Raw genomic sequence first — 22276 nt, forward strand, 5'->3', positions numbered from 1 at the left:
TGTATTTAATGTCCAGATTTCATAATAGGGGGTAAGTTTCCATGACAAAGCACCCGGTAGTTGTCCGTTTGAAAACGGGTCTCCATGCCAGACCTGCGGCACTGTTCGTTCAAGAAGCGAATAAGTACTCGTCTGAAGTGTTCGTCGAGAAGGACGACAAAAAAGTTAATGCAAAAAGTATTATGGGGATCATGAGCCTTGCGATTAGCACAGGTACGGAAATCCAGATTAGTGCAGAAGGCGCGGATGCCGAACAGGCTGTAAACGCTTTAGTTAGTCTGGTAAGCAAGGAAGAGCTCGAAAACCAATAAGATATGATCAATCCAATGAAGAAGTCCCGAAAGGGGCTTTTTTGCGTTATTGAGGTATTTGCTATCGTCAAGTGCAACATTATGGAATTTGTCCCGTCTGTTAAGGTATCAAATCGATTAAAGTTTGAGATGTTAACACATAAGGAGGCTATCGTGATGGGTAAACAATGGATGAAACCGTTTGGTGCAGTGCTAGTGGCAAGTACGTTGCTTGTAGGAGGAACCGCTTGGGTTGCGCCAGGGAGCTATGCTTATGCTGCAGAGGTTCAAGGCGTACAACAGAATGTGATTAATGTCGTGGGTAAAGGTGAGATTCAGGTGAAGCCTGATATTGCTTATCTGTCCATTGGTGTGAACAGTACTGCAGAGACAGCTGCATCTGCTCAAAAAGCGAATGCTGCCAAAGTTCAAAAAGTATCCAACTTGCTGAAGAATACGTGGAAGATCAGTGCAGACGACATTCAAACCAGTCAGTTCTCTGTACAACCCAACTATACGTATAGCGAAAAAGACGGACAACAAATTAAAGGATACACAGCCCATCATACACTGACAGTCACGTATCGTCAGATGGACAAGATCGGCGAACTGCTTGATGCTGCTTCAGGTGCGGGTGCGAACAATATTGAGAACGTGCGCTTTACTGTAGAAAATCCGGAAACTTATGAGTCCCAAGTGATTGAGAAAGCTGTTGCCAATGCAGATGTGAAAGCTGGCGCCATTGCAAAAGCGGTTAAACGTCAACTGGGTGCTGTTCTTTCCGTAAGCCAAGGCGATGCGAATGTACCTGTGTTCTATGCAAGTGAGTCATTGATGTCCAAAACAGCAGATACAGCAGGTGGCACTGAGATTGAAACAGGCCAGGTTAAAGTAAGCACAATCCTGAATATCACGTATGAAATGAAATAAATAAGATCGAACTAATGATTGTAAACTCAAGTAACCTTTATAAGTGTCATTTAAAGGGTACAACGAAATAATGACAAAGACTTTGTCCTGTGGACAGAGTCTTTTTTTGTTGGAAAAGCAAACTTTAATGAAGTTAGATAGAAGTGTACCTTTTTGAAGCAACGTGAAATGCTGTTTATTGGTATCTTTTTTGTATAGTTGTTCGTGACAAAAAGGTCATATCCCCTTATATTTTGCGTCTGATATTCATCAACATTGTAACTCGAGCTGTAAACCTTTCCGAAATTGGGTTAATTATAATAGAGAGGTGAGCGTATGAGATATGCGATCAGGTCAGGATTACATACGCAATGATACCTAATTGTGAATTCAGAGAGGAGTTTTATATATGACATCATGGAAAAAATGGACAAGTGCGTTGCTTGCAGCAGGAATTATTGTAGGTAGTGGTTCGGTATGGCAGGAGAGTTCGGTACAGGCGGCTTCTGTATCCTCGAAAGTGACAACCCCAGCTGAGGTAACGCTGAAATCGGGTGGGAAAACACTGACTCAAAAAGGACTTCTTCAAGGTGGATCGACTTGGGTCTCGCTGACAGCAGTCAAAGATGTAGCGGGTGGAACGTTGAAATATGATGCTAAAACGAAGTCATATACGGTAACAGCAGCCAACAATGCGATGACCGTTAGCCTGATGGATGGACAGCCAAACGTCTATATTAACGGGTATTACCCTCAGGTGGAAGCGAAATTGATTCAGGGTCGATTATATATTCCATTCTCGGCAATGCGAGATTATCTGGGTGTACAGGGAAATTGGGATGGCAAAACCAAAACGTTGACACTCAGCAAGGTGAAACAAAATAGCGTGAAAGTTAAGGCGGCCACAGTTAATGTCACTGTGAAAAATGCTGAAGTAGATGTACAATATCCGCAGGTGAGTGGACTTGCCAGCAAAGAAGCTGAAACGGCAATCAACAAAGTGCTCAAAGATGAAGTGGATACGGCTGTTGCTGCCTTCAAAAAACAAACCACTGAATTCGGCGGGGCAACAGCCAACCGTCCATATGCTTTTGAAACTTCGTATGTCGTGACCTACAATGAGAACGGCGTGCTAGGTTTGATCACTCAACGTTATGAGGACTATGCAGGAGCACACGGCATGACAACCCGCACGGGACACACCTTTGCACTGGACACAGGCAAGGAGCTTACGTTAGATGATGTGCTGCAAAATAACAAAACCATGCGCGAGACGTTGGGTAAAAAAGTGGGCGAGCAACTGAAAGCCCGCGGTGGATACCTGGAAGGTTACAAAGGGTTAAATAAAGACCAGGATTTCTATGTGACACCAACAGGTGCAGTTGTGTTCTTCCAGTTGTATGAATATACAGCTTACGCGGAAGGCTTCCCTGAAATGAAGTTCACTTACAAGGAAATTCTGCCTAAGGGCACGGAACCGTTTAGCAACGTAACATCAGACAAGTAAGTTCGCGTAGGGTAACTTTTAAGCAAGAGCACTTATATCACATTCTTCTCATGAAAAATAATAACAAGAATCCCCCGTCATCCTGCTTTGACGGGGGATTCTTGTTTATCCAGGCAACGCACTCCACTAACGGGTGTGATATTTGCCTGTTTAGTTGGAAATAGCACAGGGCGGGCTCACCTATATATCGGTGAAGCCCGCCCTGTGAAGTTACCGCTAGTCTCCAGGCAGCATATTAGATGCCTTGGGAACCCACGTTTTCAATAACTTTATCAATGATACCGTAATCGGCAGCTTCAGCAGCACTCATGAAGTAGTCACGATCTGTATCTTTCTCGATCCGCTCCAGAGGTTGACCTGAACGCTCAGAGATGATGCGGTTCAAGGTATCACGCATTTTCAGGATGCGGCGAGCACGAATTTCGATGTCCGAAGCTTGACCTTGAGCACCACCAAGCGGTTGGTGAATCATGATTTCACTGTTAGGCAACGCAAAACGTTTCCCTTTTGCACCAGCATTCAGCAAGAATGCACCCATGGAAGCCGCCATACCTACACAGATGGTAGATACATCCGGTTTGATGAATTGCATTGTATCGTAAATGGCCATACCGGCTGTAATCGATCCGCCTGGGCTGTTGATGTATAAGTGAATGTCTTTCTCCGGATCTTCCGCAGCCAGGAACAACATCTGTGCCATAATGGCATTAGCCACTACATCATTAACATCGCTACCAAGGAAAATAATACGATCCTTCAGCAATCTGGAGTAGATGTCATAGGCGCGCTCACCCCGGTTGCTCTGTTCAACGACCATTGGAATAAAACTCACGTGAAAAACCTCCTCGGAATGTAAATGTTATTGGTGCTTATATTTAAACTGTTACCGTATTACCCACATAATAAACAATTCCAAACAAAAAGTCAAAGAAAGTCAAACTAACTTGCAAAAAAAAGAAACCTTTCCGGTTTCATTGGTTAAAAGGGTTATGAGCTGTTAAATAAAAGTGGCGCGCCCGCCAAGAATCGAACTTGGATCTCAGGCTTCGGAGGCCTACGTCATATCCATTGGACCACGGGCGCACATTATGTGACAGCAATAATGATTATAGCTCATGAAATATTTAATTGCAAGCAATTCGTGATGTGTATTGGTTTGGATCAACCTAAAAATGATCATGATGAAGAAGAGTGGATAAAGAGTGCATTTAAGTAAATGCTATTAGAGGTTTTGGACATGCCCGATGAAATGTATTCTGAGCGATATGTAGATGGAATATGGTATGCGTGAGCTAGTCCTTGATCATGGAAGTCTAGGATTGTGAAAATAGGCGCGTACAATCGCTGAATGAGTGTCGAAATAACACGTTGAAACACTTGCATGTCACGTCAGTTTTAGGTAGAATAGACGTGGGACTTAAAAAGTTAACCCGGGACGTTTTAGGGCCACGAAAGAGAGCTTGGAACGAGAACTTGCGGGAGTGGAAAGCATGCGAACGATTTTAGAAGTACAAAAGCAGCTTCTGCCTGATCTCATGGATGTCTTGAAAAAGAGGTATACGATTCTGCAGCAGATCATGTTATCGGATGTGATCGGACGGAGAACGTTAGCTAATTCCATGCAGATGACCGAGCGGGTTCTGAGGGCTGAGACCGATCTGTTAAAGGCTCAGGGACTTATTGAAATTGACAGTGCAGGAATGAAGATCAGCGAGGCAGGGTATGATTTGCTGCAGCAGTTAGAGCCCGTAGCCAAAGAGTTGTTCGGATTATCCGAGCTGGAAGAGCGCATCAAGCAAGCCTACGGTCTGCAAAAGGTAGTTGTGGTTCCTGGTGATTCGGACGTATCTCCATTTGCCAAAAGGGAACTGGGCAGAGCCGGAGCGAAGGCTCTCGGCAATATCATGAGTGACAACGACGTTGTCGCCGTTACTGGCGGATCAACAACGGCCGAAGTCGCAGAGCAACTGACTCCGCCAACATCGCTCAAAGGTGTCTGGTTCGTACCGGCACGCGGTGGACTTGGAGAAAGCCTTGAAATTCAGGCAAATACGATTGCATCCACGATGGCAAAACGGGTAGGAGCGCAATATAAACTCCTGCATGTACCGGATTTGCTTAGTGATCATGCCTATGAATCATTAATCCAGGACCCCAGTGTTCAGGAGATTCTGCAGCTGATTCGAAAATCGCGGATTGTTATTCATGGAATTGGTGATGCCGTGGAGATGGCGACAAGACGTAAACTTGCGACGGAGATCATAGATGAACTTCAGGAGCAAGGAGCGGTATCTGAATCTTTCGGTTATTACTTTAACGATCAGGGTAAGGTGGTACATACCATGCTTACACTGGGGATGCGACTACAGGATATTGAACGAACCGATGTTGTGATTGGAATCGCAGGTGGCAAAAGCAAAGCTGCTGCTATACATTCCGTGTTACGATTTGGTCAGGAAGATATTCTGATTATTGATGAGGCAGCTGCCGAAGTCATCGTTGCTGAAATGGAATAAGGTTTTACTCTGCAACACAACTATTGTTGTCTTGACGGACTTCACCGTCTGTCTTGAATATATAAGTTTCATAAAAAATTAATCAAAACTTGGGAGGAACTTACTCATGATTAAAGTAGGTATTAACGGTTTTGGACGTATTGGACGCTTGGCATTCCGCCGTATTCAAAATGTAGAGGGCATTGAAGTAGTAGCAATCAACGACTTGACTGACGCTAAAATGCTGGCTCATTTGCTCAAATATGATACAACTCAAGGTCGCTTCGATGGCGATGTTGAAGTACACGATGGCTTCTTCAAAGTGAACGGCAAAGAAGTTAAAGTATTGGCTAACCGTAACCCGGAAGAACTTCCTTGGGGCGACCTGGGCGTAGATATCGTTCTGGAATGTACTGGTTTCTTCACAACGAAAGAAGCAGCTGAGAAACACTTGAAAGGTGGAGCTAAGAAAGTTGTTATCTCCGCACCAGCTACTGGCGACATGAAAACCATCGTTTACAACGTAAACCATGAAATCCTCGACGGTACTGAAACTGTAATCTCCGGCGCATCTTGCACAACGAACTGCCTGGCACCTATGGCAAAAACACTGCAAGACAAATTCGGAATCGTTCAAGGTTTGATGACTACAATTCACGCTTACACTGGCGACCAAAACACATTGGATGCTCCACACCCTAAAGGTGACTTCCGTCGTGCTCGCGCAGCAGCTGAAAACATCATCCCTAACACAACGGGTGCTGCTAAAGCAATCGGTCTGGTAATTCCAGAACTGCAAGGCAAATTGGATGGTGCAGCTCAACGTGTACCAGTAGCTACTGGTTCCCTGACTGAGCTCGTAACTGTTCTGGGTAAAAAAGTTACTGCTGAAGAAGTTAACGCAGTAATGAAAGAAGCTTCCGACCCACAAACTTTCGGATACACTGAAGACGAAATCGTATCTTCCGACATCCAAGGTATCACTTTCGGTTCCCTGTTTGATGCAACTCAAACTAAAGTTCTGACTGTTGGCGACCAACAATTGGTTAAAACTGTAGCTTGGTATGACAATGAAATGTCCTACACTGCACAATTGGTTCGCACTTTGGAGCACTTTGCAAAAATGATTAAGTAATATCTGCAATAACATAGAGCGGAAACAGATGCTATATTGTTTCCGCTCTTTATATATCAATATTTTGCAAATTTCTCAAAAACACCAGGATTGACAAGGGATTTCAGCCCTTGATCGGTCCACCAAATACATGGGTGCGGAGGAAATACAGATGAACAAAAAAAGTGTACGCGATATCGAATTGACAGGAAAACGGGCTTTTGTCCGTGTAGATTTCAATGTGCCGCTCGAAGATGGTAAAATTACAGATGACAAACGTATTCGTGCAACGCTTCCTACAATCAACTTCTTGATTGAAAAAGGCGCTAAAGTCATTTTGGCAAGCCACATGGGTCGTCCTAAAGGCGAAGTGGTTGAATCCTTGCGTTTGACTCCAGCAGCTGAGCGTTTGTCCGAATTGTTGGGTAAAACAGTTGTTAAAGCTGACGATTCTGTTGGTGACGCTGTTAAAGCTCAAATCGCTGAACTGAACAACGGCGACGTATTGTTGCTTGAAAACGTTCGTTTCCACGCAGGCGAAGAGAAAAATGATCCGGAACTGGCAAAACAATTTGCTGAACTGGCTGACGTTTTCGTTAACGATGCGTTTGGCGCGGCTCACAGAGCACACGCTTCGACTGAAGGAATCGCTCACTTGCTTCCAGCAGTGTCCGGTTTGTTAATGGAAAAAGAACTTGAAGTGTTGGGTAAAGCCATTTCCAACCCTGAGCGTCCTTTCACAGCCATCATTGGCGGATCCAAAGTTAAAGACAAAATCGATGTAATCGACAACCTGCTGAACATTGCAGACAACGTGATCATCGGTGGCGGTCTGACTTACACGTTCCTCAAAGCACAAGGACATGAAATTGGACAGTCCTTGCTGGATGACTCCAAACTTGATGTTGCGCTCGGTTTCATCGAAAAAGCGAAAAAATTGGGCAAAAACTTCTACCTGCCGGTAGATATCGTAGTGTCTGACGATTTCAGCGCAAAAGCAAACACACAAATCGTTGATATCGATGGCATCCCAGCAGATTGGGAAGGAATCGACATCGGTCCTAAAACACGTGAGATCTATGCTGACGTAATCAAAAACTCCAAATTGGTTGTATGGAACGGACCAATGGGCGTATTTGAAATCGAGCCATTCTCCCACGGTACTCGTGCAGTAGCAGAAGCTTGCGCTGAGACAGAAGCTTACACTGTAATTGGTGGCGGTGACTCCGCAGCAGCAGCTGAGAAATTCAAATTGGCTGACAAGATGAACCACATCTCTACAGGTGGCGGTGCATCGCTCGAGTTCATGGAAGGTAAAGTACTTCCAGGCGTAGTGGCATTGAACGACAAGTAAGTTTTAGTAGTCTATAGCATGAAGGAGTTGAAACCCATGAGAACACCGATTATCGCAGGTAACTGGAAAATGTTCAAAACGGTTTCCGAATCCAATGACTTCATTCAGGAAGTTAAAGGAAAAGCGGAAGTTGAAGGCGTGGAAACTGTAATCTGCGCACCGTTTACGAATCTGCCATCCCTGGTAGAAGCCGTTAAAGGCACAAACATCAAAATTGGTGCACAAAATCTTCATTTTGAAGACAATGGTGCATTCACAGGTGAAATCAGCGGTGTAATGCTGAAAGACCTGGGTGTGGATTATGTCATCGTTGGTCACTCGGAGCGCCGTCAATATTTTGCGGAAACCGATGAGACTGTTAATAAAAAGTTACATGCAGCATTCCGTCACGGATTGACTCCAATCTTCTGCCTTGGTGAAACGCTTGAAGAGCGTGAAGCGAACCAAACAAAAGACGTATGCAAAGTGCAAACAGAAGCTGCTTTGGCAGGTCTGTCTGCAGAGCAAGCGGCACAAGTCGTTATCGCTTATGAGCCAATCTGGGCGATTGGTACAGGCAAATCCTCCACTTCCCAAGATGCGAATGAAGTTATTGCTTACATCCGTACATTGGTGAAGGATCTGTACAACGAGACGGTTGCGAGTGCAGTTCGTATTCAATACGGCGGCAGTGTTAAACCGGAGAACGTAACAGAATACCTCGGACAAAGCGACATCGACGGCGCGCTTGTTGGCGGTGCCAGCTTGCAGCCGGCTTCGTTCATCGCGCTTGTTGAGGGGGCGAAGTAAGATGACAGCTCCAAAACCTGTAGCATTGATCATCATGGACGGCTTTGGTCTGCGTAACACGGTGGAAGGCAATGCGGTAGCGCAAGCCAAGAAACCGAACTACGACCGTTTTATGAGCCAATTCCCACATACAACACTCACTGCTTGCGGTGAAGCTGTAGGTTTGCCAGAAGGGCAAATGGGAAATTCCGAGGTAGGTCACCTGAACATCGGTGCCGGCCGGATCGTATACCAGGATTTGACCCGTATCTCCAAATCCATTCGTGACGGCGAGTTCTACGACAATGAAACACTTGTCAAAGCTGTGCGCGAAGCGAAACAAAACGGTAAAAAGCTTCATCTCTACGGCTTGTTGTCCGATGGCGGCGTACATAGTCACATCGACCACCTGTTCGCTATGCTGGATCTGGCCAAAAAAGAAGAAATGAACGATGTATATATTCATGCCTTCATGGATGGCCGTGATGTTATGCCCGACAGTGGTAAAGACTTCATGCAGAAGCTGATCGCTAAAATTGAAGAAGTTGGTGTGGGACAAATCGCTACGGTACAAGGTCGCTATTACGCGATGGACCGTGATAAACGTTGGGAACGGGTGGAGAAATCATACCGCGCCATCGTTTATGGAGATGGACCGAAATACACTGACCCACTCAAAGCGGTTGAAGAATCGTATGAGAAATCCGTATTTGATGAATTCGTTGAACCAACGGTTATCGTCAAAGCGGATGGTGAGCCGGTAGGTTTGGTAGAAAGCGGCGATTCCGTTATCTTCCTTAACTTCCGTCCTGACCGTGCAATCCAGTTGTCGCAAGTGTTCACGAACCAGGATTTCCGCGGTTTCGATCGTGGTCCGAAGTTCCCTGTGGGCTTGCACTTTGTTTGCTTGACTTTGTTCAGTGAAACGGTTGAAGGTTATGTGGCTTATTCGCCGAAGAACCTCGACAACACCCTGGGTGAAGTTCTGGTACAGAACAATAAAAAACAACTGCGTATTGCAGAAACGGAGAAATACCCGCACGTTACCTTCTTCTTCAGCGGCGGTCGTGATGTGGAGCTTCCGGGCGAAACTCGTGTACTGATCAACTCACCAAAAGTTGCGACATATGATCTGCAACCAGAGATGAGCGCGTATGAAGTGGCTGACGCATGTGTTCGCGAGATCGAAGCAGACAAACATGACGCCATCATTCTGAACTTCGCTAACCCTGACATGGTTGGACACTCCGGCATGCTGGAGCCTACCATCAAAGCGGTTGAAGTAACAGATGAATGCATGGGCCGTGTTGTGGATGCAGTACTTGCCAAAGGCGGCGTTGTACTGATCACTGCGGATCATGGTAACGCGGATATGGTGTTCGATGAGCAAGGACGTCCGTTCACAGCTCATACAACGAACCCGGTTCCATTTATCGTTACAGATGCTAACGTTACCTTGCGTGAAGGCGGAATCCTGGCAGATATCGCGCCAACGATCCTTGACCTGATGCAGTTGCCTAAACCGGAAGAAATGACAGGTACATCTGTTATTGCTACTCGTAAATAAGTTACACAGCCAACATATATGAAATTGGGAAGTTTGGCGTTTACCTCTGAACGGAGGCAGCAGAAATGGTCTGAAGAAGCGAAGCGTTCGCCTTTATCACAGGATTCCAACTTATGAGAATAAGTTCAAAGGAATCCGGGGATAACAGCGATCGGAAGACGATTCTGCTGACGAAGTGGATAAGGGGAAACACAAGGAGTCCTAATTTTCAATAAATTCAAATTTAAAGGAGATTATCACAAATGACTATTATTTCTGACGTGTACGCTCGCGAAGTCCTCGACTCCCGCGGTAACCCTACAGTAGAAGTTGAAGTATACCTGGAGTCCGGCGCAATCGGACGTGCAATCGTTCCATCCGGTGCATCCACTGGTGCCCACGAAGCAGTTGAGCTTCGCGATGGCGACAAATCCCGTTACCTCGGTAAAGGCGTTCTGCAAGCTGTTAAAAACGTAAACGAAACAATCGCTCCAGAAGTTATCGGTATGGATGCATTGGATCAATTGGGTATCGACAAATTGATGATCACTTTGGATGGTACGCCAAACAAAGGTAAACTGGGTGCTAACGCAATCCTGGCTGTATCCATGGCAGTAGCTCGCGCAGCTGCTGACGCTCTGGACCTGCCATTGTACGTTTACCTGGGCGGATTCAACGCTAAAGCATTGCCAGTTCCAATGATGAACATCATCAACGGTGGTGAGCATGCAGACAACAACATTGACGTTCAAGAGTTCATGGTTCTTCCAGTTGGAGCACCAAGCTTCAAAGAAGCTCTTCGCGTAGGTGCGGAAATCTTCCACAACCTGAAATCCGTATTGAGCTCCAAAGGCTTGAACACAGCTGTAGGTGACGAAGGTGGTTTCGCACCGAACCTTGGTTCGAACGAAGAAGCAATCACTACAATCATCGAAGCGATTGAAAAAGCGGGTTACAAACCAGGTGTTGACGTATTCCTCGGTATGGACGTAGCTTCCACTGAGTTCTACAAAGATGGTAAGTACACTCTTGCTGGCGAAGGTAAATCTTACACTTCCGCTGAGTATGTTGACCTCTTGGCTTCATGGGTTGAGAAATACCCAATCATCACAATCGAAGACGGTATGTCTGAAGATGACTGGGATGGTTGGAAATTGCTCACTGAGAAATTGGGAGACAAAGTACAACTCGTTGGTGACGACTTGTTCGTAACGAACACTGAGCGTCTTGGCAGAGGTATCGAAGAAGGTATCGGTAACTCCATCCTGATCAAAGTTAACCAAATCGGTACATTGACTGAAACATTCGATGCAATCGAAATGGCTAAACGTGCAGGATACACAGCTGTAATCTCCCACCGTTCCGGTGAGTCCGAAGACAGCACAATCGCTGATATCGCTGTTGCAACAAACGCTGGTCAAATCAAAACGGGTGCTCCTTCCCGTACAGACCGTATCGCGAAGTACAACCAATTGCTCCGCATTGAGGATCAACTGGGTGAACTGGCTCAATACAATGGTCTTAAAGGATTCTACAACCTTAAAAAATAAGCTGGATATCCAGCTTTTACGGGCAAGCCGGGTAACCGGCTTGTCTTTTTTATTGATGCGGATTAATCGTATAATGTATGGAGTATGTAGATGGTCAAATTTAGGGTATTGTATGAACTGCACTACTTGTATCACAACAATAGCTATGTTACAATTAAAGTAACTGTTTTTATGGTGAGATGTTATGCCCACATGGGTAGGAGGTGGAAAGAATGGATATTGCTTTGAAATTGCTGCTCGTTGTCTTCTCGATCGGTCTAATCACTGTAGTATTGCTGCAGCACGGGAAAAGCGCTGGTTTGGCGGGTGCCATCTCCGGTGGTGCGGAACATCTTTTCGGTAAAACGAAAGCGCGCGGATTGGATCTCTTCCTGCAACGTGCAACGGTGGTACTTGGTGCAGGATTTATGATTTTGTCTATTATTGTTACGGTGTTTTCCAAGTAAAATTGGAACTGCTGGGCAATGAATAGCTTAAGCTAATGGCTTAATTGATGAACCTTCGTTTCGTGGAGAAACGGGGGTTTTTTAATAAATTTTTACGCGTCCAAACTTTACCAACAATAATCTAATCTATAGACTCCATGATTTCGGTCTTCTTCTCACTTCTGTTCGGTTTTCCTTCCTTAACATGCAACACAACCCCTATCATGTATGGATATGTCCCTCGCTTATTCGTTACGCGCGAACGCACTCCCTATAATGAATGTCATGTGTACAGAAAATTTTCGGATGTAGTCCTTTTCCAGATGCGTACAGCATGGGTATCGCATAAAATGTCTGTAGAGATACGTGAAAGCGTGATTTTAGAGGAGCGCCCGGCAACAGTGGTTTTTTTACGAGGTACGGATGGGCTGGATTGAATTCGTGTATACTAGGGTATGAGATAGTATGGGTGCGCGACTATACTCTTCCCGACAGTGATTGCAAGAAAATGGTAAGAATTCCGATACATAAACAGATGAGATCCGATTACACTTTTATGTTTCCCGAGGTGAATATATTAATGATAACAGAACAACAATTGCTCGACTTCATGCGGGAGACCGCTTATAAACCGATGACTTATCAGGAGTTGGAACAGCACTTCGAGATCGAAGACGCAGCTGATTTCAAAGCCTTTTTGATTATGCTGAATACGCTGGAGGAATCCGGAAAAGTTCTGCTGACCCGAAACAATCGTTATGGCATGCCAGAGCGCATGGATTTGGTTCGCGGACGTCTACAGGCTCATGCCAAAGGATTTGCTTTCCTTATTCCTGAGGATCGAGAGCACCCGGATGTGTACATTCACGCCAATGACATGAAGAGTGCGATGAATGGTGACACGGTATTGGTTAAAGTCACGTCCCAAGGCCCTTCTGGCGGTCGCCTGGAGGGTGAGATTGTCCGTATTGTTACTCGTGCGGTGACACAAGTTGTAGGGGTGTTCCAAAGCCATGAGGTGTACGGCTTCGTAATTCCGGATGATAAACGGATTAATCGCGATATTTTCATCCCGCGTACCAATTTTGCTGGGGCGGTTGATGGACAGAAGGTTGTAGCAAAGATCGTCAGCTATCCGGAGGGCCGTGCGGCAGCCGAGGGTGAAGTGATCGAGATTCTCGGTCATAAGGATGAGCCGGGTATTGATATTTTGTCCGTCATTCGCAAGCATCAGCTTCCTGAAGCTTTCCCGGATGAAGTTGTAGAAGAAGCGGAGAAAGCACCTGACTCCATCACGGATGAAGAGATTGTTCAACAGGGTCGCCGTGATCTGCGCGGACTGAACATTGTCACGATTGATGGTGAAGATGCCAAGGATCTGGACGATGCTGTAAATGTAGAGAAACTGCCTAATGGTAATTACCGTTTGGGTGTTCACATTGCCGACGTCGGCTACTATGTACAGGAGAATTCCAAGCTGGATCAGGAAGCCTACAACCGTGGATGCAGTGTATATCTGGTGGACCGGGTTATTCCGATGTTGCCTCAGCGCCTATCCAACGGAATCTGTAGTTTGAACCCGCAAGTAGATCGCTTGACCCTGTCTTGTGAGATGGAATTCAACGATCAGATGAAAGTTGTGAAACATGACATTTTCACGAGTGTAATCAAAACCAAAGAGCGGATGACATATTCCAACGTCCGTAAAATCCTTGAAGGTGAAGAGCCGGAATTGCTTGAGCGTTATAAGGATCTGGTAGATGATTTTCATCTGATGAAAGAAATTGCCTTGAAACTGCGTGCTATGCGTATGCGTCGTGGAGCGGTTGACTTTGATTTTGAAGAATCCAAAATCATTGTGGATGCAGAGTGCAAACCGATCGATATCGTGAAACGGGAGCGTTCGATTGCAGAGCAGATCATTGAGGAATTCATGTTGGCAGCGAACGAAACAGTGGCAGAGCATTTTCACTGGTTGAAGGTTCCGTTCATTTATCGTGTGCACGAAGACCCGGATCAGGAAAAACTGCAAAATTTTCTCGCCTTTGCGGCGAATTTCGGACACCAGGTCAAAGGACGTGGCAATGCAATTCATCCACGGGCCCTTCAATCGTTGCTTGAGGATATCAAGGAAACAAAAGAACAAACCGTGATCAGTACGATGATGCTTCGTTCCATGAAACAGGCAAAGTATGATTCTGAAATGTCAGGTCACTTTGGCCTCGCGGCAGAATTCTATAGTCACTTCACGTCTCCAATTCGTCGTTATCCCGATCTCGTCATTCACCGGGTGATTCGTGAAGTCATTGAAAATAATGGCGCTTTGCCGGAGAACCGTCAGGAGTATTTGGCAGCACGTATGGCCGATATTGCCCAGCAGTCTTCGGAACGTGAACGTGTGGCGGTAGAAGCTGAGCGGGATACGGAGAAAATGAAGAAAGCCGAGTACATGCTCGATAAAGTAGGCGAAGAGTTCGAAGGCATGATCAGCAGTGTGACCAGCTTCGGTATGTTCATTGAACTGGAGAACACGGTTGAAGGTCTGATTCGTCTGAGCGCGCTTACGGACGACTATTACCATTTTGATGATCAGCATATGGCTCTGATTGGTGAACGGACTTCAAAAGTCTTCCGTATCGGGGATGAAGTGAAGATCCGTGTGGCACGTGTCAGCATGGAAGAGTATACGATTGATTTTGAAATGGTGGATATGAAACCTCGTGCTGAACGTCCTGGCGGCTTCGGTGGCGGACGTGGCGGCAAAGGTGGACGTCCAGGTAGCGGAGGCGGACGCGGCGGTGCCAAGGGTGGACCGGGTGGATTCAGCGGATCGCGTGGCGGCAAAGGCAGCTCAGCCAGTGCTGGAGGCAACCGTGGTGGCCGATCAACGGAAGAGAGCGGCAAAGGTGGACGTGGCGGTCGCAGCGGAGCAGCGAGTGCAGGTACGGGCGCAGGCTCATCCGGTGGATACGGAGGTAAAGGCGGCGGCAAACCGAAAGGTGAGCGTCGTGCTGGTGATGCTGGCGGATCGACGGGTCGGGGTAAAGGCGCGGTGAGCTTTGGTTTTGGCTCAGGTAAAGGCGGTTATAGCTCTACATCGGGTGGTTCGGATAGTAATTCAACTGGTGGACAAGGAAGTGGACTGAACAGCGGCAGCGGTCGCGGTGAAGGAAGCTTTAAGTCCGGCAAGGGCGGCGGTAAAGGTGGCAAGGGCGGAAGTGGACGTAAAAACACTTCGCCGAGCGGCGTATTTATCGGAGAAGCTGCAACACCTGGTGGCACTCAGGAAGGCGGAGCACCACGTCGCAAGCGGAAGAAGAGCAAAGGCGCAACTGGTAACGGCACGGCAGCTTTTGTGCGGAAAAAGAAAAAATAAAGCTAACGTTACCTGAAGATATGGATAACCATTCGTTCCTCTAGGTTAAGCGTTGGAGAGATAGTCACTTTCTGCGGTGTGTTGTTTCGCACTGTCTGGAAGTGGTGTAATGAGGAGGGGCGGCAGAGGTCGCCTCTTTCTTGATTTTAACAGCCGTACTTGCTACAATTAAGGTCTGGCACGTGGTACCTTGGTGCAACAATGGGTGCGTTGCTACAGAGCATGGTACCGGCTTATTTTACGGAGAAGGAGTGAGGACATGGGCAAGAATGATGGACAGAGTAAAGTGCTCGCACAGAATAAAAAGGCTTCCCATGACTACTTCATTGAAGATACGTATGAAGCGGGCATGGTGCTTACCGGAACGGAGATCAAATCTCTTCGTAACGGCCGTGCGAATATTGGTGATGCATTTGCCACGATTCGGAACGGTGAGATTCATATTCATAATATGCATATTAGTCCTTTTGAACAAGGGAACCGAAATAATCCGCTCGATCCGACACGTACGCGTAAGTTGTTAATGCATAAAGTACAGATTCACAAGTTGCTCGGGCTGTCGAAACAGGATGGGTACAGCATTGTGCCACTGAAAATCTATATCCGCAATGGTTACGCAAAGCTCTTGCTTGGACTGGGTAAAGGTAAGAAGCAGTTTGATAAGCGTGAGACTGCAGCCAAGCGGGATGCACAACGTGATATTCAACGGGCAATGCGCGAGAAGCAGAAGGTTGCACGATAAGTGGAGCGCTGGGTGTGAAAGTTTTACTTTAGGTGTATAAGGTAGTTTCTAGTGATGGAGTTAGGAAAGTTGATTTACGAGTTAAGGAGTCTCAGTGTTTGTCCTGTATTGGGCAAGATTGAGGCTTTTTATTTGAATTAGCGAAGGTAATAGATGAGGTTGTTGAAATGTGCTATGAACTTAATTTTTGTGATATGTGTAAAAGAAGTAATTAGGAGCATGGAATATGGCGTAGTGATGAGTCAAAATTACTCGCTCTTGCGTAGTTTGCCTGATTCGTGGGTAAAATACTTAGGTGCCGATGTTTGTGATCTGATCTGGGTAAACTTTACTTCCGATTGGTGACGCGGTATAATATGTAGACGATTGAGCCTGTTATATTGGATAACCTTGTATCTGTGCTCAGCCTGTTGGAACGTTTTCCAGCAATCTGTACTATATCGGCTTGCTGCTCTATGTTATGATTACTCATGTAGCAGACAGGAATGCCGAGTTTGAAAGAAGCATCTTTTTACCTTGGAGGAAAAAGATGTGCAGCACCTTTGCTCCGTATTCACGGATTAATCCTGGAGCCCTTCTTATATGAGGGGGCGTTTATGGATTCGACGGGGATAGTTCGAGCATGGGTAGCGGGTAGTGGGGACGCGTCCGCTTCATCAACGCTAAAGCCTATTAAACGGCAAACAACAAACAAACTACGCTTTCGCAGCCTAAGAAACTGTGTGCGTGCTTCTAACCTGCATCGCCCATGTGACAGGATTAGGGGCTAACAAGTAGTGGGATACGCTGTCACATCTCCGCCTGGGGTGTGCTGAAGAAGACAATCAGGCTGACCCAACGTATAGCCGGTTACGGGGCGATACTCGGGTGACATCAAAACTGTGACTACACCCGTAGAAGCTTATGTGTCGTTATCTTCGGACAGGGGTTCGACTCCCCTCGCCTCCATTAGTAGCATAGCAAAAACAGCCACCATTTGGTGGCTGTTTTTGTTATGCTATCGTGTTAAAAGTAAAGGCGTAATAATGTACTAGATTTGATGAAAAATATTCTAATATAATAATAGGAATGTATCTTTTTAATATTATGTTAAGTCAATTTGCTTGTAAATGAATTAGCGTTGGAGGCGGATTCAATTCAATTTGCGTAGAACTAAAATAAAGTTAGCTAAATAGAATCAATTGTTGTTAAAATTAAAGACGAAATAGCTGGGTAACTATAATTAAGTAAATCAATATCATTAAATAATACAGAAAGGATATTATTGTGATTTTAGCTTATTAACTTCAATGATAGGAGATATTCAAAATGATTATTGTAGATGATATTATTGTTTCGGGACTAGTAAATGTGACATGTACTTTTATTACTGATATTTTTAAATCATATAATAAACGACCGTGGGATAAGACTATAATTAAAGATGTTAATACATTTATACATAAATACACGGATACCGAGTTAGATAGTGGAGCTTTCTGTGATTATCTAATGAGAACTGAAACTACTATGAACTTAAAAGAATATATAAAGTATTCAGCAACTTCAAGAATTTATAAGGTCAGGATAGTTAAGAAAAATTATAGAACAAATTTAAATAAACAAGATTTTCTTGGAATGCTAAGTTCTTCAGCAATCAATTATGTCAAAGAAGTGAATGGGAAGGTTTTATCTTCAGAAATAGTGACCTCTTATTTTAAAGATCTTATGGATATTTTAGAGAATAAACTCATAGAAAAACTTGATACCCCGCAATTAGGAAGCTTATATTTTTTGAATCAAAGCATGCAGGAAATGGAATTAAGGATAATTAATAGTTTAAATAGAGATATTTATATAGATAATTCACAAAACTATGAAAAAACTCGAGAAAAATATATAAGACTTATAAAACTTAAAAACAAAAAAAGTCATGTTTATGGACTTAAAGAGCTCGAAATGTACTCTTTTTATGTATTTCCAGAATTTGAACTCCACACTGAAGAACTTTCTACTAAACATAAAATTAATGTTTCTTGGGAAGAAATTTTTAAGGAGTCAAACGAGATATCAATTATTGGGGGAGCTGGACTTGGTAAAAGCTTGTTTCTAAAAAATTTAATGAATAAGTACGAAGAGCTTAATATTTTAAATTCAAAAGATGTACTCCCTATCTATTGTGACTTGAAGCAATATAAACAATTTGGTAAAAATAGTTCTTCGTATTCTATTGATGACTATCTAGTCGATAGTATTATTAACCATACAGGTATAGATAGAAGAGAGATAACTAAAGATTTTATTAATTATTTTATGAATGCCGGAAGATGTCTAATTTTATTTGATGCATTAGATGAAGTTGACTCACATGATCGAAATGATTTAAATAGTATGATTATGAGCTACTTCCAAGAAACAAATAAGCACAATAAGATTTGTCTTACTTCTCGTGCACAAGGATTTATTTCAAAGACAAGAATTACTTATAGTGTTTCCTCAGTAACTCCAACACAAATTTATGATTATTTGGATAACATGTGTAAGTTAGGACTATTTAGTGAAGATTATATTGAAGGATTTATGGAGAAATGTAATACACTTATTAGAAGTAGGTTTTTGTTAAGTCTTCTTCAGGTATCACTATTAATAAATATTTATAAAGCTGAATTAGAATTACCTGAGAATAAGATAGATTTATATGATAAATGTATAGAATATATATCTAAAAAAAGGGAATTTGAAAAGAAAAAAACAGAATTTGATTTTGGACTAATAAGTAGTATTTTAGATAGTAGTTCTAGTTTTGAAAAATTAGCTTCTCTAGCAAAACCTAATAATATTGAAATTCATGAAAGTACTATACATGATGTGTTTAGTAAGATGTTTCAAAGATCATATGGAAATAACAGCAATAGTGCCTTAAATGCAACTAAGGAATTTTTAAAGTTTTGCTCTCTTAGAACTGAATTATATGTAGTAGGAAGCCAAGATTACCATTATAAATTTTTTCATAGATCCTTTTTTGAATATTTTTATTCTAAACATCTCATTAAAGTTTTTCCTGAAAACGAAAATTTAATCGAGGAACTATATATATATGATATTGATTCTGAGGTATTTGAATTAACAGCTGCTATATTAAAAAAACATGATTATGATAGATACACTCAGCTTATGGACTTGGCATTAGTAAGAGTTAAGGAATGCTTAAATAATATAAATTCTGAAAATGAGAGTAAAATACTAAAACTTTGCCTATTAATTAATGCATCTGTTGAGAAATATTATTTAGGAGAAATTCAAAAATTGTTATTTAGCGAGAAAAGAGAGTTAAAAGATTTCAAAAATGAGAAAGCTTCCGATGTTATCGTTCCTATAGTTCTAAAAAATGAAAAGGAGGAAGCTATTAAGAATATTTTAAAATATTATAATGAAGAGATATTTGCAGGTAAATTTATGAATTATATGATTGATAAAATAATATCCAGTAGAGACTGGGATAAGAATTTAAATTTCTCTGTTGAGTTAAATAGTTTATTTATTCGTCTTTCAATGTTTTTTCAAGAAGAGGAGATTGTAAGAGCAACAAAATCTAATGATTTGAGTTTTATAGAATCACTAGTATATCGTTATATAAAATTCTCTGAAGGGCAATCTCCTAAATATGTAGATAAGTCTATAAAGAGTTATTTTCAAAAAATCAATAAACCTAAGAGATTAAAAAGTTAAAGGATTGATTCTTCTAATAGCCTTTTTAGATCAACAGTATTTGATGGTTCAATGATATTATTAAAATGTTCCATAATAAAAAATGCTCTATAATATGATTCATAGGAATAAGTTTTATTGAAAATGGTTTATAGATTGTGACAGATAAAGAGCCGTTATACATGATAATAAAGTGGTCAAGACCCCATTTAATAGACACTATAAAAAGACCCTAGGCTGCAAACTGGCGGTCGGTACTCTACCGGCGTCAGTTTTTTTTAGTTTCCGTTTTGGTCGTTTTCGGTTGTAAACGGATATACTTTCCGATTAGACTTGGTGCTTCGGTAAGCGTTCGGATATGATAAGGATAGATTCCAGATTACCAAGCACTTTTTTAGCAACGCATTCTCCCGCTTCAGTTTTTGCACATAGCGTTCTTGATCCAAGTATTCTTTACGTCGACCTCGCTGATCCATCAGTCCAAACTCGCCATTTTCCCGGTGTTTTAGCATCAAGCACTCATTCGTCCCGGGTCATGAATTCCCAAATGTTCATTGATCTTTCGGTAAGTCCAGCCCTCAACCGTATGCAGACGAATAGCCTCTTTTTTATCTTCTCCGAATACGTATATACTTTTGTCCTTTAATCGCCATAAAAAATGCACCCCCTAGGATTTCATCAGCTAACCCCAGGGGTTTTTCCAATGTCTATTCTAAGGGGGGCACTCCAAGTTCTGGTTGGTGTTTTTTTGTTTATGATATAATCTTTGTGAAATAAGCTGATGCAGGCCCGATATACTCTGTAATCTCCCAAAGGAGGCAAAAACATGAGCCAAACGCAGCAACAGATCCGTGAGTTTGTTGCAGGGATACAAGCATATGTCTCGCCCGTAAATGTGATTAATCCTTGGAGAGATTATGTGAAGGGCTATGATATCGGCCCAGAAGCGGTAAAGATTCGGTCGGAACATTTGGTCAGGTATTTTGAACCAAGAATGTGCAAGGCTCGGTACATTTTTATTGCGGAAGCGGTGGGATATCAAGGGGCGAGGTTCTCCGGTGTACCCTTGACGTCTGAGCGAATGGTTATCGGGAATCACTCGCTGGTGGATCACCAGATGATTTTTCCAGGTGAGCCGGGTGTCCGAACCAGCTTGCCCAATATTGCCAAACCTAACCGGAGTCAGGCAATGTATGGATTCACAGAACCGACAGCATCCATCATATGGGGCGAAGTGTTATCCAGTTCAAGGTGGAAACCAACGGACTTTATATTTTGGAACATCTATCCCTTTCATCCTTATCAATCTTCTGAAAACAAGATGACGAATCGTACGCCGACTTTGGTAGAGTTGGAGGATGGTGTGTTATTTGCCAGACAGCTAATGCAACTGAATCCTGATGCCCAGATCGTGGCGATTGGCAGAAAGTCAGCAGACACGTTAAGCTCACATCTCATTAAACATCACCATGTTCCCCACCCTGCGAATGGAAGGGCAGTACAATTTCAAAAAGCAGTAAGGTCAATAATCTAGCCCAGTTTGAAACTTGAGAAATGTAAGCCTGACATATGCACCTTATCGTTCAAGTGACCACATATAACGTAATGCCCCTATCCTATATAAATTGGTTGGTGAAGCTAAATGATTGAAAAATACTGGCTTGTGGTGCAATATCCGCTGAAGAGCGCGCAGGGCAGCAAACGAGATCATTGGTTGAAGGAAAAGGTAATGGAATATCTGGAAACCGTTCTGACCCAGGCGGAGTTGGGAGAGGTGGATGGATGTGATATGGGTAGCCGTGTAGCTGATCCGAAGGAATATGTAATGAACATTTTCTGTGTGGTAACGGATGAAGATCGGAGCATGGCGCTAATTAAAAAAGTGCTGAGGGAGAGCCTCCTGGATTACACCCGCATCCAAATCGCTACGATGCCATATGGCATAGAAGGAAACTACACGCTGAAATATGCCTCCAAAAAAGGCGTTACCGAATTCTCGCTTTGATCACGATTCGCTGTGGTTGTTTACCATAACGAACTCTGTACTTGTCCTGCCCGAGGGCGTTTTGCCTCCGAAAAATTCCCCACTTAATTTCATTATACGAGAAAATGATGATTGGACTTCCCAACCTAAACCACTCGATCAACGCACGGTCAGCAGTAAGAATTATGCTCTTACACATCGTAATCTTGCTCAAAAGTATGTGCATCTCAAGCTAGTTGTTTACCGCCGTCTTTTGTGTATCAAGATCCTCCGCGAACCCGCTTCACTCTCCATTCTGCACAAACCACAACTTATTATCTGTACCTCCAGAATTTTATAAAGCAGTGCTCCTTGGGTTTCAAGTCAGGGGGCCCCATACCCGAAGTATTCACAACCATTTGCTCCCCTAATCCTCATTCTACTTCACGCAGTCATACCATCCCCAAGCGATAAAAAGAATTGAGCCTCCTCCATACACCGTCCTATAATATACAATTGTATACAATCCAAGAGAGTGGTGGATAACACA

The 22276-nt window shown here is 43.5% G+C and carries 16 protein-coding genes, 1 tRNA gene and 1 other RNA gene; 16 read left to right on the forward strand and 2 right to left on the reverse strand.

From position 1 onward, the window contains the following. Nucleotides 1–41: 41 nt before the first annotated feature. The 3 genes from MKX40_RS00885 (at nucleotide 42) to MKX40_RS00895 (ending at nucleotide 2706) form a co-directional block, all read left to right on the forward strand. Complete coding sequence (locus MKX40_RS00885; RefSeq protein WP_017691248.1) at nucleotides 42–311, forward strand: HPr family phosphocarrier protein; 270 nt, start codon at nucleotides 42–44, stop codon at nucleotides 309–311. 156 nt (nucleotides 312–467) lie between these two features. Continuing rightward, nucleotides 468–1220: an SIMPL domain-containing protein gene (locus MKX40_RS00890; RefSeq protein WP_339239016.1), complete on the forward strand. Its 753-nt coding sequence runs from the start codon at nucleotides 468–470 to the stop codon at nucleotides 1218–1220. 388 nt (nucleotides 1221–1608) lie between these two features. Further along, complete coding sequence (locus MKX40_RS00895) at nucleotides 1609–2706, forward strand: stalk domain-containing protein (protein ID WP_339239018.1); 1098 nt, start codon at nucleotides 1609–1611, stop codon at nucleotides 2704–2706. A gap of 235 nt (nucleotides 2707–2941) precedes the next feature. Here MKX40_RS00895 and clpP read toward each other — a convergent pair whose 3' ends face one another. Together clpP and MKX40_RS00905 are read right to left on the reverse strand one after the other, a co-directional pair. Continuing rightward, nucleotides 2942–3538, reverse strand: a complete 597-nt coding sequence (gene clpP / locus MKX40_RS00900) for an ATP-dependent Clp endopeptidase proteolytic subunit ClpP (RefSeq protein WP_017691245.1) — start codon at nucleotides 3536–3538, stop codon at nucleotides 2942–2944. Between the two features lie 176 nt (nucleotides 3539–3714). Then, nucleotides 3715–3789: transfer RNA gene (locus tag MKX40_RS00905), tRNA-Arg, on the reverse strand. A 407-nt stretch (nucleotides 3790–4196) separates the two neighbouring features. Between MKX40_RS00905 and MKX40_RS00910 the strand changes: the two genes are divergently transcribed. The 13 genes from MKX40_RS00910 (at nucleotide 4197) to MKX40_RS00970 (ending at nucleotide 21768) form a co-directional block, all read left to right on the forward strand. Next, a complete protein-coding gene (locus MKX40_RS00910) occupies nucleotides 4197–5222 on the forward strand; it encodes a sugar-binding domain-containing protein (protein WP_124118313.1) in 1026 nt (341 codons plus the stop codon). Between the two features lie 106 nt (nucleotides 5223–5328). Continuing rightward, nucleotides 5329–6336, forward strand: a complete 1008-nt coding sequence (gap, locus tag MKX40_RS00915) for a type I glyceraldehyde-3-phosphate dehydrogenase (RefSeq protein ID WP_056695277.1) — start codon at nucleotides 5329–5331, stop codon at nucleotides 6334–6336. 151 nt (nucleotides 6337–6487) lie between these two features. Further along, on the forward strand, nucleotides 6488–7669 hold the full coding sequence (locus tag MKX40_RS00920) for a phosphoglycerate kinase (protein ID WP_124118312.1): 1182 nt from the start codon (nucleotides 6488–6490) through the stop codon (nucleotides 7667–7669). 36 nt (nucleotides 7670–7705) lie between these two features. Then, nucleotides 7706–8458, forward strand: a complete 753-nt coding sequence (gene tpiA / locus MKX40_RS00925; RefSeq protein ID WP_253429049.1) for a triose-phosphate isomerase — start codon at nucleotides 7706–7708, stop codon at nucleotides 8456–8458. 1 nt (nucleotide 8459) lies between these two features. After that, complete coding sequence (gpmI, locus tag MKX40_RS00930; RefSeq protein WP_339239021.1) at nucleotides 8460–10004, forward strand: 2,3-bisphosphoglycerate-independent phosphoglycerate mutase; 1545 nt, start codon at nucleotides 8460–8462, stop codon at nucleotides 10002–10004. A gap of 242 nt (nucleotides 10005–10246) precedes the next feature. Next, on the forward strand, nucleotides 10247–11533 hold the full coding sequence (gene eno / locus MKX40_RS00935) for a phosphopyruvate hydratase (protein ID WP_076291983.1): 1287 nt from the start codon (nucleotides 10247–10249) through the stop codon (nucleotides 11531–11533). Between the two features lie 212 nt (nucleotides 11534–11745). Continuing rightward, nucleotides 11746–11979 carry a preprotein translocase subunit SecG gene (gene secG / locus MKX40_RS00940; protein WP_339239022.1) on the forward strand — a complete coding sequence of 78 codons (234 nt, stop codon included), beginning with the start codon at nucleotides 11746–11748 and terminating at the stop codon, nucleotides 11977–11979. A 559-nt stretch (nucleotides 11980–12538) separates the two neighbouring features. Further along, the gene (gene rnr / locus MKX40_RS00945) at nucleotides 12539–15334 is read left to right on the forward strand and encodes a ribonuclease R (RefSeq protein ID WP_339239025.1); all 2796 of its coding nucleotides are present in this window, start codon (nucleotides 12539–12541) and stop codon (nucleotides 15332–15334) included. A 259-nt stretch (nucleotides 15335–15593) separates the two neighbouring features. Beyond that, nucleotides 15594–16076 carry an SsrA-binding protein SmpB gene (gene smpB, locus MKX40_RS00950; RefSeq protein WP_062837738.1) on the forward strand — a complete coding sequence of 161 codons (483 nt, stop codon included), beginning with the start codon at nucleotides 15594–15596 and terminating at the stop codon, nucleotides 16074–16076. Between the two features lie 586 nt (nucleotides 16077–16662). Continuing rightward, nucleotides 16663–17027: a transfer-messenger RNA gene (ssrA, locus tag MKX40_RS00955) on the forward strand. 357 nt (nucleotides 17028–17384) lie between these two features. Then, nucleotides 17385–19784 (forward strand): NACHT domain-containing protein, encoded by a 2400-nt coding sequence (locus tag MKX40_RS00960; RefSeq protein WP_339239026.1) that lies wholly within the window; start codon nucleotides 17385–17387, stop codon nucleotides 19782–19784. Nucleotides 19785–20589: 805 nt separating this feature from the next. Beyond that, entirely contained in the window at nucleotides 20590–21297 is a 708-nt protein-coding gene (locus MKX40_RS00965) for a uracil-DNA glycosylase (RefSeq protein ID WP_339239027.1), read from the forward strand. A gap of 108 nt (nucleotides 21298–21405) precedes the next feature. Continuing rightward, nucleotides 21406–21768 (forward strand): hypothetical protein, encoded by a 363-nt coding sequence (locus MKX40_RS00970; RefSeq protein ID WP_339239028.1) that lies wholly within the window; start codon nucleotides 21406–21408, stop codon nucleotides 21766–21768. The last annotated feature ends 508 nt before the right edge of the window (nucleotides 21769–22276 follow it).

Origin of the sequence: Paenibacillus sp. FSL R5-0517 (assembly GCF_037974355.1) — a bacterium.
Classification (GTDB): domain Bacteria; phylum Bacillota; class Bacilli; order Paenibacillales; family Paenibacillaceae; genus Paenibacillus.

Excerpts from the sequence above, each read along its gene's own strand:
- secG (WP_339239022.1), top strand. The coding sequence starts at position 11,746 with ATGGATATTGCTTTGAAATTGCTGCTCGTTGTCTTCTCGATCGGTCTA.
- smpB (WP_062837738.1), top strand. The coding sequence starts at position 15,594 with ATGGGCAAGAATGATGGACAGAGTAAAGTGCTCGCACAGAATAAAAAG.
- MKX40_RS00970 (WP_339239028.1), top strand. The coding sequence starts at position 21,406 with ATGATTGAAAAATACTGGCTTGTGGTGCAATATCCGCTGAAGAGCGCG.
- MKX40_RS00910 (WP_124118313.1), top strand. The coding sequence starts at position 4,197 with ATGCGAACGATTTTAGAAGTACAAAAGCAGCTTCTGCCTGATCTCATG.
- gpmI (WP_339239021.1), top strand. The coding sequence starts at position 8,460 with ATGACAGCTCCAAAACCTGTAGCATTGATCATCATGGACGGCTTTGGT.
- MKX40_RS00960 (WP_339239026.1), top strand. The coding sequence starts at position 17,385 with ATGATTATTGTAGATGATATTATTGTTTCGGGACTAGTAAATGTGACA.
- MKX40_RS00895 (WP_339239018.1), top strand. The coding sequence starts at position 1,609 with ATGACATCATGGAAAAAATGGACAAGTGCGTTGCTTGCAGCAGGAATT.
- rnr (WP_339239025.1), top strand. The coding sequence starts at position 12,539 with ATGATAACAGAACAACAATTGCTCGACTTCATGCGGGAGACCGCTTAT.
- gap (WP_056695277.1), top strand. The coding sequence starts at position 5,329 with ATGATTAAAGTAGGTATTAACGGTTTTGGACGTATTGGACGCTTGGCA.
- eno (WP_076291983.1), top strand. The coding sequence starts at position 10,247 with ATGACTATTATTTCTGACGTGTACGCTCGCGAAGTCCTCGACTCCCGC.
- MKX40_RS00965 (WP_339239027.1), top strand. The coding sequence starts at position 20,590 with ATGAGCCAAACGCAGCAACAGATCCGTGAGTTTGTTGCAGGGATACAA.
- MKX40_RS00890 (WP_339239016.1), top strand. The coding sequence starts at position 468 with ATGGGTAAACAATGGATGAAACCGTTTGGTGCAGTGCTAGTGGCAAGT.
- MKX40_RS00885 (WP_017691248.1), top strand. The coding sequence starts at position 42 with ATGACAAAGCACCCGGTAGTTGTCCGTTTGAAAACGGGTCTCCATGCC.
- tpiA (WP_253429049.1), top strand. The coding sequence starts at position 7,706 with ATGAGAACACCGATTATCGCAGGTAACTGGAAAATGTTCAAAACGGTT.
- MKX40_RS00920 (WP_124118312.1), top strand. The coding sequence starts at position 6,488 with ATGAACAAAAAAAGTGTACGCGATATCGAATTGACAGGAAAACGGGCT.